This is a genomic window from Staphylococcus sp. OJ82 (assembly GCF_000294465.1).
Lineage (GTDB): Bacteria > Bacillota > Bacilli > Staphylococcales > Staphylococcaceae > Staphylococcus > Staphylococcus equorum.
In genome coordinates this window covers 522,513-535,575 of record NZ_ALPU01000003.1, presented here as the reverse complement: position 1 = coordinate 535,575, position 13,063 = coordinate 522,513, and the positions used below count along the sequence as shown (strand labels likewise).

The following is a 13,063-nucleotide window of genomic DNA, read 5'->3' as shown; positions in this document are numbered from 1 at the left end:
GCAAAGCGGCCGGGTGTGTCAGTAACCTTTCGCTTCATCGCGTGTTCTTAAAGTCCAACATTAGATATGTTACATGAAAAGCAGTGATTAATCAAGCTTTTCTGCAAAAGTTTTTATACTTTTTGTCTAACACATACTTTGTTATTGTACTTGAATACGCTAATCACTTCAACCTTTTTTGAAATCTTTTTGAAAATCTTTTTAAATCTCTACAATTGATTATTACTTATTATTATTTAAATCCATTGGTTTGTTTTATAATAGTAGATATTAGGTGGTGATTTGATATGAAAAGCGGTATTCGTACTACGCTTATAATTTTGAGTTTTATACTCCTTATAGGAGAGTTTGTTTATGGTATTCCATTTCTTGGTGGTAGCATTATTCTTAGTTTTGGTTGGCAACCATTGCTCATTAACGCCCTATTATACCTTGTAACTATGATAATACTTATTGTAGATAAACAAAACTCAATTAAACCAATGATGGTTATTCCATTATTAGGTCTTATCGGTTCATTCATTGCATTTTTACCTTTCATAGGTATGGTTGTGCATTGGATTTTATTCTTTTTAATGCTTTTCTTTATATTCGTACTCTTTTCAACTCCTCTGTATGTAGCTAACAAAAATGCAAAAGTAGTATATACAGAATATAGAGAAACTCATAAGTAATTAGTCTTTCTTTTTAAATTTGTTTTATAAGTTCTGTTAGTTAGGATTAACTATTTTTCATCGAGCGTATATTGTATGAGTCTTTGTTTGGTTAAATTATACCAATTAAGTAAATTCCTTCTTTATGTAAAGCATGACTTTTATTATCTTTTCTAAAATTGCTATTATAATGAAGAAACTTGTTTTTACTTCTTGTATAATATAGATTTGATGTATAATACTACCTACGAATTCTAAACAATTCCAAATTGATTATTTATAAAATATAAAAGCACATTGTTGCGTCACTTTGACGTTCAACAATGTGCTTTTAATTTATCCGTGAACAAACACGAAATAGAGAATAAATAATACCATTAAGCCATACATAATAGGATGTATTTCTTTATGTCTTTTAGAGATTAACATTGTAATTGGATAGAATATAAACCCGCAAGCAATACCTGTCGCAATTGAATATGATAAAGGCATCATAATAATTGTGACAAAAGCCGGTACTGCAACTTCAAATTTCTTCCAATCTATTTCTGCAAAGTTTGAAGCCATTAAGACACCAACTACAACTAATGCAGGTGTAGTAACTGCACTCGTCACTACTTCCATAAGTGGACTAAAGAATATCGCTAATAAGAAACAAAAACCTGTTACTACACTTGCAAATCCTGTCCTAGCTCCGACAGCAACACCTGATGTTGATTCAATATATGTAGTCGTTGTTGTGGTACCAAAAATTGAACCTACGATTGTTGCTAATGAATCTGAGAAAAGTGCACGTCCAGCTCTTGGAAGTTTGTTATCTTTCATCATACCAGCTTGACTAGCTACTGCTACTAAAGTTCCTGCTGTGTCAAAGAAATCTATGAATAAGAATGTTAGGATAACAATTAGAAATTGAACAGTAAATAATTGTGATGGATCTTTAAAGGCTTCAAAAGCTGCACCGAAAGTTGGTTCAATACTTGGAACTTGACCTACAATGCCACTCGGCGTATGTATAAGACCAGTAATCATACCAAGAATAGACGTAAGCATCATACCAATAAATATTGCTCCTGGCACTCTAACCGCATAGAGTATAACAGTGATAATAATACCAAATATAGTTAAGAGTACAGGACCCTCAGTAATTTGCCCCAATGTAACTAACGTAGAATCATTGGAAACAATAATACCAGAACTTTGTAACCCTACAAAGGTGATAAATAACCCGATCCCAGCAGAAACTGCCATTTTCATCTGGAAAGGAATTGCGTTTATGATTATTTCCCGTAGCCCCGTCATAGTGAGGACTGCAAATACTAAACCAGAAAATAGTACTCCAGTTAAACCGACTTCCCAAGGAATGCCCATAGTTAATACAACAGTAAATGCAAAGAATGCATTTAAGCCCATACCAGGTGCTAAAGCAATCGGATATCGTGCGATTAGCCCCATAAATAGTGAGCCAACAAAAGCTGCAAGTGCTGTGGCAACGAAAATAGCACCTTGATCCATTTTCATATCGTCAGACACGCCATCAACGCCTGCTAAACTAAGTACTTGAGGGTTAACAGCTAAAATGTATGCCATAGATAAGAAAGTCGTTAGCCCGCCAAGTATCTCTTTCTTATAGCTTGTTCCATGTTTATCAAACTTGAAATACTTTTTCACAGTTAGTTCTCCTTTTTTTAAAATACCTTCATATTTTAATATCAAATTAACTATTTTACAATAGCAAACACGAACTTTGTTAAATTATATATTTCGTTTGTTCGATTATTTTAGAATTTAAGGTCTTTTAGCGCGTCTTGGAATGGGTTATTCTCTATACCTTCATCTTTATTCATGTATTTTTTCATATCTTTTTTATTTATTTTATCTGACTTTTTATTTTTATGTCGTTTATCCATTTGAGCCTGACTTTCAGTATGACCACAAACACAGCGATAAACGGCATCCTTCCCTCTTCCGAATAATGTCATTTTTTTATGACAATTAGGACAGCGTGCGTTAGTTTTTCTTTGAACATTCTTTTTCGTTTTACACGTTGGATCCTGACAAACTAGCATTTGTCCATTTTTCGTTTTAACTTTAATCATAAATTTGCCGCAAGTTGGACACTCAGCAGTAGTTAAATTGTCATGCTTATACCTTTGTTCACTTTCCTTAATTTCAGATACAACGTCGTTAGTAAATTGTTTCATCTCTGATATAAACTGTTTCACATCATATTTGCCTTGTTCAATGAGTGAAAGTTTTTCTTCCCATTCTGCTGTCAATAATGGAGAAGTAAGTTTTTTTGGTGCTAATTCTAAAATTTGTTTTCCTTTAGAAGTTACTTTTATTTTGCCATCACGTGCTTCAATCGCATTCATATTAAATAATTTTTCTATGATATCTGCTCTGGTTGCTACAGTACCTATACCACCCGTTTCTTTTAATGTGTCATTATGTTTTTTATCATCTAACGCAAAGAATTTCTGAGGGCTTTCCATCGCTTTGAGTAAAGTTCCTTCATTAAAATACGCTGGAGGTGTTGTTTCATGTTGGTCTATGTTCACGCGAGTGATTTTAAGTGTTGCGCCTTTTTGCATTTGAGTAATTTGTTCATTTGTTTTTTCTTGTGTATCATAGACTGCTTTAAATCCTAATTTTGTAGTGATTTTATCTTTAAAAGTAAATTTATATCTACCAACACTTAATTCTATAGAAACTGATTCGTATTCATGAGGTGGCATTAGATTTTCTAAGTATCTTTGAGCAATCATCATGTATATTTTTGATTCTCGTTGGCTTAATTGATTCATATCAGGACGTACTTCTGTTGGTATAATAGCGTGATGATCTGATACTTTACTATTATTTACAAATCTTTGTTTAGCAGAAAATGATTGTGACATTTGTCCTTTTGCAATGTCTTTTAAAGTGGTAGCCATAATTGCTTGCAAACGGTCTTTAAGCGTATCTACCATGTCATCAGTTAAATAATTTGAATCTGTACGAGGATACGTCACAAGTTTATGCCTTTCATATAATGCTTGTAGTGTATTTAATGTCTCTTTAGGTCCTAAGTGATAACGTTTATAAGCTTCTTGTTGTAAGTCAGTTAAACTAAACAATTGTTGTTGGTATGATTTTTTATGACTTTTAGTTATTGTTTCAATCGTTGCTACTTGTCCTTCAATTTCCTTCTTGATATCTTCAAAAATTGTTTTATCTGGATGTGATTGAGGTTTAATACACTGAAAATTAAGACCACCTGCATTCAATTTCATCGTGAAATAAGTTTGTGGTTTGAATTGATTAATCTCATTTTGTCTCATTTGTACTAATTGTATTGTAGGAGTTTGCACACGGCCAAGTGACAATTGAGCGTCATATTTAGTTGTCAACGCACGCGTAGCATTGATACCAACAATCCAATCTGCTTCACTACGTGCTAATGCAGCGTGATATAAATTGTCATATTTACGACCATCTTGTAATTTATTAAAACCATCTTTAATTGCTTTATTTGTTACAGAACTAATCCATAAACGTTTAATTGGTTTATGATTATGTGCTTTATCTAATATTAATCGCGCTACTAGTTCTCCCTCTCTACCAGCATCTGTTGCAATGATGATGTCTTTAACATTATTGTTCTTAATTAAAGATTGAACTGTTGAAAATTGTTTTCTTGTCTTACTTATAACAACAGTTTTCATTTTATTTGGTATAATAGGTAAAACATCAAGTTTCCATTCTTTATAATTATTATCATACTGTTCTGGCGTAGCATTCGTTACTAAATGTCCTAACGCCCAAGTGACAATATATTTATTATTTTCAAAGTAGCCATTGCGCTTTTCATTAACATTCAAAGTATTTGCAATGTCTCTACCTACTGAAGGTTTTTCAGCTATAATTAGTGATTTCATAATTTCGCCCTTTCAATCTCAATATAATATTTATTGTAACATGTATATAGCACATCGAAACTTCCATTTATTTCAAAAAGTTCCTATAATTAACTTAAATAGTTTACAGACGGAGGTATTTTATGAAAACTATCAAATTAAACGACTATGACCAGATAGAACAATTTATAATTAACGCAGATTATCGCTCAGCTTCTTATTTATACAAATTACCACCAGCACATAAAAACATTACAACTAATATAAAACAACTGATTGAAGATCCAGGCGTCTATGCACAAATAAATGATCAAGACCAAATCATTATGCTAATTTCAGCCTTTCAATATGAACAAAATAAATATAAAGTTCTTGGTCCTTTCGTGAATAAATCAGTTTCACCATCAGTTTCAGCTTTTCAAGACTTATTTGAAACCTTAGCACAAAGCAAATCTGAGTCTACAAGTTTCAACTTTTCTTTTGAAGAAACAGAACAAAATTATTTAGATTTTATGAAAACCATCCAATCTTCTTATAGTTTTACAGATTATTATTTAGTAGCATCACAAGATATTGGTGAAATTGAGCACGCACAAAACATCACTGAATATCAGCCAGCTTACTATCGTTTATTTAGTAAATTGCACGAACACACATTTAAACATGATGTAATGACTGCAGATGAAATTGTTGAATCACTAGATGAGCATCATCGCCTATTTATCTTTATGTCTGAGGGACTACTGAAAGGTTATCTCTACCTTCAAATATTTGAAAATAGTCATAAGGCAGAAATTAAATATTTTTCTTCACACTCTGATTATAGACTTAAAGGCATAGCATTTGATTTACTATCACACGCTATACACATCGCGTTTACTAATCACGATATAGAAAAAGTTTTTTTCAAAATACGTAGTAAAAACACGACACTCGTTGAACGTTTTAATGAGCTAGGTTTTAATATCAATTATGAATATAAAAAATTTAAATACGTCGCTGCTCATATTTAATTCGTTATACCTTTATAAGCTTAAAATTTGGAATCCAACCAAATTTTAAGCTTATTTTAATTATTCTTATTAAAAATACTCAAAACAGTTACCCATCATATTTCACAATGATGTAAAATAATTTTGTATATAATCTAATATTTTTTACTATATTAATATTTTGCTTTAAAATATCATACAAGGGCAATCTAAGATAGTTATTTTGAAAGGAAAGTATTATTTAAATAGAGAGTGAGTGAAGATAAAGTATGGATATATTAATTGCCCTTTTACCCGCGTTATTTTGGGGAAGTGTTGTTTTAATTAATGTGCTCGTTGGTGGTGGCCCTTATAACCAAATTAGAGGTACTACATTTGGTGCATTAATCATTGGTATTATTTTATTATTAACTGGCAATGCTGAATTTGGTGACCCCACTATTATTATTGTCGGTTTAATTTCAGGTGCTTTTTGGGCACTTGGTCAAGGCTACCAATTGAAATCAATTAGTTTAATTGGTGTGTCTAAAACAATGCCTATCTCTACTGGTTTACAATTAGTAGGTACAACATTATTTAGTGCTGTATTTTTAGGTGAATGGAGTACTGGTACTCAAGTTACACTAGGCCTACTCGCTATGGTATTACTCGTTATTGGTATTGCTATGACGTCTATTAAAGGCAAAAATGAAGCATCAGAAAGCACGAAAAACTTTGGTAAAGCAATGCCTATCTTATTAATTTCTACTGTAGGTTACGTCGTGTATGTAGTTATAGCTCAAATCTTCGGTGTAGATGGAATGAATGCCCTTTTCTTCCAATCTATAGGTATGGCGATTGGTGGCTTAATTCTATCAGCTAAACACGAAACATCAATAAAAAGTACTGTATGGAATTTAATTCCAGGTGTTATTTGGGGGATAGGTAATTTATTTATGTTCTATTCACAACCCAAAGTCGGTGTAGCAACAAGTTTTTCATTATCCCAATTATTAGTCATCGTATCTACACTTGGCGGTATTTTCCTATTAGGTGAGCGTAAAGACAAACGTCAAATGACTGGAATATGGGCTGGTATTGTTCTCATTGTCATTGCTGCCTTTGTACTCGGAAATATTAAAGGTTAACATTAACAATCAAATATCATGTATTACAAATAGATAAACAACATTAAGTTTAAGGCAACGACAATTTTTCATTGCATATTAAATGATTAGTGACTTTCATCTCTAATCATTTAATATTTGTCTTAAACTTTTTGTTTTATACTATTACTATCAAGGAGGCGTCATACATTATGTTTAAAGACTTAGAAGGTAAAGTTGTAGTGATTACAGGTGCTGGTAGCGGTATTGGAAAAGCTATGGCAGAACAGTTTGGTGATGAAAAAGCCAACGTCGTTATAAATTATCGCTCAGAACGCCATTTAGAAGTTGTATCTCAAACTATTAAATTAATTGAAGATGCAGGCGGCAAGGCAATCAAGGTACAAGCTGATATATCAAAAGAAGATGATGTAGAACGTTTAATTCAATCTGCTGTAGATCAATTTGGTACACTCGATATCTTAATTAATAACGCTGGATTTGAAAAACCGATTCCTACACATGAAATGCCTTTAGAAGAATGGCAAAAAGTAATTGACGTCAATTTGACTGGTGCATTTATAGGCTCAAAAACAGCTATAAACCAATTTTTAAAAGAAGATAAAAAAGGTGTAATTATCAACACGTCAAGTGTTCATGATAAAATTCCATGGCCAAACTATGTAAACTACGCAGCAAGTAAAGGCGGATTAAAATTAATGATGGAAACAATGTCGATGGAATATGCACAATATGGTATTCGTATTAATAATATTTCACCGGGAGCTATCGTTACTGAACACACGAAAGAAAAATTCTCTGATCCAACAACACGTGAAGAAACATTAGAAATGATCCCATCTAAAATCATTGGCGAAGCTAGTCAAGTTGCTAACGTCGCAAGATTTTTAGCTTCTGACTTAGCGGATTATATTCATGGCACAACAATATATGTCGATGGTGGTATGACAAATTATCCTGCATTTATGGGTGGTAAAGGTTAAACTAACATTTAATCTAGCGAGCAATCATTAGCGACAGCAAAAAGCACACTTGTAAATAACAAGCGTGCCCTAGGTGAGACTGAGACAAAATACATGTCTCAGTCTCAATTATTATATTGGCAGTGGATGACTGAATTGAAAATGTACTTATATCAAGCTTTTAAACAACTACTACTTCGTTTATGAAGACAAGTAGTTCTTATACATGAACTTTAGCTTTTGCATTGCATTTTCTAGTCAGCCTTGTGGGACTCGGCTCATACGCTGAAATATTTTCAGAAAAATGAGGTTCCTCCCCTTCACTTATACAAATAAAGCTTGGTAAATGTATAATATAATTATACTAATAACAATCGTTAAATTGGTGACCATACCTACCAGTGGTAATGTCTTATATTTAAATTGAATTGCATAAGGTATGATGGCTACACCTACGGGTAATAACCATGCAACCTGTAGTGTTGTTTTTACCATTTGATCATCAACTGGTAAAAAGAAATATACGAGTAAGCCAGCGATAACACCTAGACCATAATGTAATAAAATGTACTTCATCGCAATTGGTAAAAAGCGTTTATCTATACTAAAATTCAACATTAACCCTATCAAAATCATCGATAATGGCATATTAGCCCCTGATAATACAGAGAAGAAATCAATTACTGGATCTGGAAAATGAATATTGAGCATATTTAAAATAAACATGATGATATATGTCATTAACGGTACTGATTTAAGAAGATTTTTCGCTAAATATTTAAAGTCAAAACTATCACCTGAACTACTAAAATAGCTTCCTACAAAGTAAGTAACCCCAAACATAATAATTGCGCCACCAATATCTACCATACCAAAATAAATCATACCAGTATTTGGCCATATGGCTTCTACTAGTGGATATGCAAATAAGCCTATATTGAGTGAAGCCATCATCATACCAGTTGTCCCTCGTATTTGATTATCATATTTCATAAAGAACCATACCATGATTAATTTTGTTAAAACACCATATAAAATCATCAGTATAGGTAAGACAGAAAGAGATAAATCTAAATCTGCTTCGTTTAAATTAACTATCACGAGCGAAGGCAATGTGACATTTAGAACTAATGTTGCAAAGACTTGGCTGTCGTTTGCCTTAAAGTAATTAATTCTTTTAAGTGCATAACCTAATGCAATAAGTAAAATAATTATGATAAATTGTTGGGTCACAATAAACCTTCTTTCGTTACATCTTTTCGTTTTCATTCCATTTTCATACTTTAACATATAACTCGGTTATTTTAGAAGCTTTCAATTTCATGTTATAATTTAAACTAAAATAGTGTGGTTAGTGCCGCATACAAAAGGAGTGTGTAAAAATGGATTTAAAAGAAAAATTAGCTGAACTAAAATATGATTATGTGAGACTACAAGGTGACCTTGAAAAAAGAGAATTCGTCAATCAACAAGTTGACCCATTATTACGACAACTTGAAGACATAGAAAAAGAAATTGCATCTGTTCGTTCAGAAATTAGTCAAAAAGAACGTAAATAACATCCTAGTAAATCAATTTTTTACGTGCTAAGATTAAGTGCATACATAGAAAGGATGTAATTCAATGCAACTGTACCTTATCTTTTTACCAATATTATATCTTATAGTAAGCTACATCAGTGTATTTAAAATGCCAACAATCATTACACGCATTTTACGTATTATTATGGCCTTGCTCTTATTATTTGTTGTAGCAATTACAACATTATCCTTCCCTGCAGTAAACTGGTGGGTGTTCATCGTACTATTACTTATCATTGGCAATGTAGAAATTACAGCATTTAAAAACGGTAAAAAAGATTCTAAAGCCGTTCAAATCTTAAATATAATTACAATTTTACTATTTGTGGTATACGCTATTTTAGTATTAGTATTATATTAATTATTTAAATATTGAGTATTGAAGTAGTTGCCTATTTCAATACTCTTTTTTTTGCGTAGTGCATTATTTTCAGTTAACTGACAAGATAAGCTCTAAGAAAACAAATGATTTATTCTGTATCTTTTCTATATAATGACAAATAAAACTGCTTACACATATAATACTGTGTAAGCAGTTTTTCTGTAGGCGTTTATTAATACATCCTAATATGAGTTAGCTATTTTTACTTTTTCTTGTTACGTTTATTTATAATTTTATCTTTCAAACTAAATAGTATTTCGTAAATAACAGGTACTACAATTAGCGTTAATAATGTAGAAGAAATTAACCCACCTATAACTGTCGCTGCCATACCTTTTGAAATAATAATTGAGCTGTCTTCACCAAACAACATTGGTAATAGTGCACCAATTGTAGCTATAGCTGTCATAAGAATTGGTCTAATACGCGTACCACCAGCTTCTAATAATGCGTCTTTCATTTCCAGACCTTGTTTTTCTTTATTAATAACTCTATCTACTAGCACAATCGCGTTTGTGACTACGATACCAATCAGCATAAGCATGCCTATCATACTTGGTACTGATATTGTTTCGCCAGTTAAAACAAGTGCGATTACTACACCTATTACAGTATATGGAAGAGAGAATAGAATTGTAAATGGTGCAAGCGCACCTTTAAACGTAAGAACAAGCACTAAATAAACAATTATTATTGCTGCTATCATTGCTAGCACCAATTGAGAAATAGCTTTGCTTATATCTTCATTAGCCCCTCCTACTTTAGTTTCTACGTTATTTGGTTTATCTATATCGTTCACTTTAGATATTACTTTTTGAGCCATACCACCGACATCATCGTTTGTTACTTTTGTAGAAACTGTTGCAGTGTAATCACCCGCTTCTGTTTCTATTTTATTAGGTGTGGATGATTTTTCTAAATCGGCAATCTCGCTTAACTCAATAGATTGACCAGTTGGTGTTTGTACTTCTGTGCTTTCTAATTTTTCTTCTGTCCAGTTTTTATCTTTGTCTTCTTTAACTTTTACATCTATGGATTTACCTTTTTCTTTAACAGTCGTAACCGTTTGTTCAGGTGTATTTTGATTTAATGTCATTGCTAATTGCGAAGCTGACAAACCATAGCTTGAAGCTTTATTTTGATCGACTTTGATATTATATTGCTCATAAGTTTGTGATAAGTCTGACTTAACATTAGCTAATCCTTTAATATCTTTCATTTCGTCTTCAACTTTTTTTACGGTTCCTTCTATCGAATCTAATGATGGACCTGTAACTGCAATTTCTAATGCTTTGTTGTCTGTGCCAGTACCCATATCTTGATTACCCCAATCACCAGGGTGTTTATATTTTTCAATATGACTGAGCACTTTATCTGGTTCTTCATCAAAATTTGGTGTGTTAGAATCATATTCCACCATTATCGCCATGCTGTTTGAACTTCCAGTAGGGTCAGTTGGCGTCGCACCACCAACTGAATATTGAACAGTATTTACTTTATCTTTTTTATTTAAATATTTCTGTACTTCTTCCGCATGATTCAAAACGCCTTCTTCAGTTTCACCAGGTTCTGGTGTATATGTAAGTGTCATATACTTATCTTCACCTGTGGAAATGAAACTTGTACCAAGTTTAGCAGCACCTAGCCCAATACTTGCTATCAAAATGATTGTACTAATAATAATAACAATCCATTTATGGTTTAATGACCAATTTAATACTTTTTTGTAATTACTACCTATCAAACCTAGTTTCTTTTCTTTATGTTGTTTGATTCCTTTTTTAAAGAACGTTGCACTTAATGCTGGAACAATTGTTACAGAAACAAGAAGTGACGCTAATAAACTAAAAGCAATTGCAAGTGCAAATGGTCTAAACATTTGCCCTACTGAACCTGTTACAAAGACTAGTGGCAAGAATACAATAATTGTCACTATAGTAGATGATAAAATTGGTTTGAATACTTCACTTGTAGCACTTATAACTAATTTATCTCCGCTTAATTGCTCTTCCTTATCTGATAATCGTCGGTATATATTTTCTACTACTACGATAGAGTCATCAATCACACGTCCTATAGCAACGGTTAATGCGCCTAAAGTAAGAATGTTTAATGAAACATCTGATAATTTCAATGCCACCATCGCTATTAAGATAGACATTGGTATGGATACAATTGAAATTGCAGTCGTTCTTATATTTCTTAAGAATAACAAGATTACGATAATCGCAACCATTGTACCTAAAGCTGCTTTTTCAATCATAGTGTAAAGAGAATCTTGTATAGGTTTCGCTGTATCCATGACTTTAGTTGAATTGACATCAGGATTTTCTTTAACAAATTTATCAATTTCATTTTTAGTATCTTCGGCTACTTTTACAGTGTTAGCATCTTGTGATTTAGTAACCTGTACATTCACCGCATCTTTACCATTTGTTTTGGAAATAGACTCACGTACATCGCCTACAGAGACATCAGCAATATCATCTAATTTTACTGATGGTACGCTTGCTCCAGCACCTTGCATTGCTGAACCTTGCGAAGAAGCTCCCGAACCATCTTGACTTTGTGCTGCGCCTTGTTGACTTGAATCACTTGCACTTTGTCCTTGAGTGCTAGAGCCAGCACCTGCAGTTAGTGGGATTTCTAAATCTTTCAATGCATCTACCGATGTGAATTGACCATCGATAAAAACAGATTTTTCTGTCTTATCAAATTGGAATAATCCGAGTGGCGTTTCACTTGTAGCACTCTTTAGAAATTGTTGAACACTTTCTGCACTTAAACCACTTTCTTGTAATTTATCTTGATCAAACTTCACAGATACTTCTCGTGACGTTTGACCGTTAAGTTGTGCAGTTTGTATGCCTTCAATTGTTTCTAAACGTGGGATCAGTTCGTTGTTAATTTTATTCGTCGTATCTTTGAGGTTATCTTCCTTATTACTAAATGAATAAGCTACGATAGGAAATGCATCCATTGAACTTCTTGTCAGTTCCGGTTCCTCAACTTCTTCATCAAATTTAATCTTATCGATTTCTTTCTGCAAATCATTTTCCGCTTTATCCATATCTGCAGTTTCTTCATATTCTACAGATACCATTGAAGCATTTTGTATAGATTGAGCGCTTACGTTTTTAACATCAGACATAGACCTAACTTGACTATCTATTTTATCGCTAATGTCTTCCTTTACTGTTTCTGGGGTTGCACCTGGTAATGCTGTTTGTATTGTAATTATAGGTGGTTCGGCATCTGGTAATAGTTCGAGTTTCATTTTAGAACTCGAGTATATGCCAGCTAATATAACTAACAAGACCATTAAGAAGATTGCAAATTTATTTCCTAATGAAAACTGTAATAATTTTTTTATCATGCGCTTAATCTCCTCTCGTACTTTCATTTCGTTATATCTAATTTACCATAAGTCTCTAACTTACAATATCATACATGCTAATAATTTCATAAAATATTTCGAATTTTTAAATT

10 protein-coding genes are annotated in these 13,063 nt (G+C 32.5%); 6 read left to right on the top strand and 4 right to left on the bottom strand.

Annotated features, from left to right (window positions below):
• Positions 1-287 precede the first annotated feature (287 nt).
• A complete protein-coding gene (locus tag SOJ_RS04760; RefSeq protein ID WP_002506963.1) occupies positions 288-674 on the top strand; it encodes a hypothetical protein in 387 nt (128 codons plus the stop codon).
• A 315-nt stretch (positions 675-989) separates the two neighbouring features.
• Here SOJ_RS04760 and SOJ_RS04755 read toward each other — a convergent pair whose 3' ends face one another.
• Both SOJ_RS04755 and SOJ_RS04750 read right to left on the bottom strand, forming a co-directional pair.
• Positions 990-2,324, bottom strand: a complete 1,335-nt coding sequence (locus SOJ_RS04755; RefSeq protein ID WP_002506962.1) for an NCS2 family permease — start codon at positions 2,322-2,324, stop codon at positions 990-992.
• Between the two features lie 110 nt (positions 2,325-2,434).
• Positions 2,435-4,573: a DNA topoisomerase III gene (locus SOJ_RS04750; protein ID WP_002506961.1), complete on the bottom strand. Its 2,139-nt coding sequence runs from the start codon at positions 4,571-4,573 to the stop codon at positions 2,435-2,437.
• Positions 4,574-4,695: 122 nt separating this feature from the next.
• On the opposite strand from SOJ_RS04750, the gene SOJ_RS04745 reads away from it, so the two are divergent.
• The 3 genes from SOJ_RS04745 (at position 4,696) to SOJ_RS04735 (ending at position 7,633) form a co-directional block, all read left to right on the top strand.
• Entirely contained in the window at positions 4,696-5,565 is an 870-nt protein-coding gene (locus SOJ_RS04745; RefSeq protein WP_002506960.1) for a GNAT family N-acetyltransferase, read from the top strand.
• A gap of 248 nt (positions 5,566-5,813) precedes the next feature.
• Positions 5,814-6,671, top strand: coding sequence for a RhaT/GlcU family sugar-proton symporter (locus SOJ_RS04740; protein WP_002506959.1), 858 nt, complete (start codon positions 5,814-5,816; stop codon positions 6,669-6,671).
• 170 nt (positions 6,672-6,841) lie between these two features.
• Positions 6,842-7,633: a glucose 1-dehydrogenase gene (locus tag SOJ_RS04735; protein WP_002506958.1), complete on the top strand. Its 792-nt coding sequence runs from the start codon at positions 6,842-6,844 to the stop codon at positions 7,631-7,633.
• Between the two features lie 303 nt (positions 7,634-7,936).
• On the opposite strand, the gene SOJ_RS04730 is transcribed toward SOJ_RS04735, so the two are convergent.
• Entirely contained in the window at positions 7,937-8,845 is a 909-nt protein-coding gene (locus tag SOJ_RS04730) for an AEC family transporter (RefSeq protein ID WP_002506957.1), read from the bottom strand.
• A gap of 149 nt (positions 8,846-8,994) precedes the next feature.
• Here SOJ_RS04730 and SOJ_RS14555 point away from each other — a divergent pair, with 149 nt between their 5' ends.
• Positions 8,995-9,171 (top strand): SE1832 family protein, encoded by a 177-nt coding sequence (locus tag SOJ_RS14555; protein ID WP_002506956.1) that lies wholly within the window; start codon positions 8,995-8,997, stop codon positions 9,169-9,171.
• Between the two features lie 64 nt (positions 9,172-9,235).
• On the top strand, positions 9,236-9,553 hold the full coding sequence (mspA, locus tag SOJ_RS04725) for a membrane stabilizing protein MspA (RefSeq protein ID WP_002506955.1): 318 nt from the start codon (positions 9,236-9,238) through the stop codon (positions 9,551-9,553).
• A gap of 223 nt (positions 9,554-9,776) precedes the next feature.
• On the opposite strand, the gene SOJ_RS04720 is transcribed toward mspA, so the two are convergent.
• Complete coding sequence (locus tag SOJ_RS04720; protein WP_002506954.1) at positions 9,777-12,950, bottom strand: efflux RND transporter permease subunit; 3,174 nt, start codon at positions 12,948-12,950, stop codon at positions 9,777-9,779.
• Positions 12,951-13,063 lie beyond the last annotated feature (113 nt).

Excerpts from the sequence above, each read along its gene's own strand:
- SOJ_RS04760 (WP_002506963.1), top strand. The coding sequence starts at position 288 with ATGAAAAGCGGTATTCGTACTACGCTTATAATTTTGAGTTTTATACTC.
- SOJ_RS04750 (WP_002506961.1), bottom strand. The coding sequence starts at position 4,573 with ATGAAATCACTAATTATAGCTGAAAAACCTTCAGTAGGTAGAGACATT.
- SOJ_RS04745 (WP_002506960.1), top strand. The coding sequence starts at position 4,696 with ATGAAAACTATCAAATTAAACGACTATGACCAGATAGAACAATTTATA.
- SOJ_RS04740 (WP_002506959.1), top strand. The coding sequence starts at position 5,814 with ATGGATATATTAATTGCCCTTTTACCCGCGTTATTTTGGGGAAGTGTT.
- SOJ_RS04735 (WP_002506958.1), top strand. The coding sequence starts at position 6,842 with ATGTTTAAAGACTTAGAAGGTAAAGTTGTAGTGATTACAGGTGCTGGT.
- SOJ_RS14555 (WP_002506956.1), top strand. The coding sequence starts at position 8,995 with ATGGATTTAAAAGAAAAATTAGCTGAACTAAAATATGATTATGTGAGA.
- mspA (WP_002506955.1), top strand. The coding sequence starts at position 9,236 with ATGCAACTGTACCTTATCTTTTTACCAATATTATATCTTATAGTAAGC.
- SOJ_RS04720 (WP_002506954.1), bottom strand. The coding sequence starts at position 12,950 with ATGATAAAAAAATTATTACAGTTTTCATTAGGAAATAAATTTGCAATC.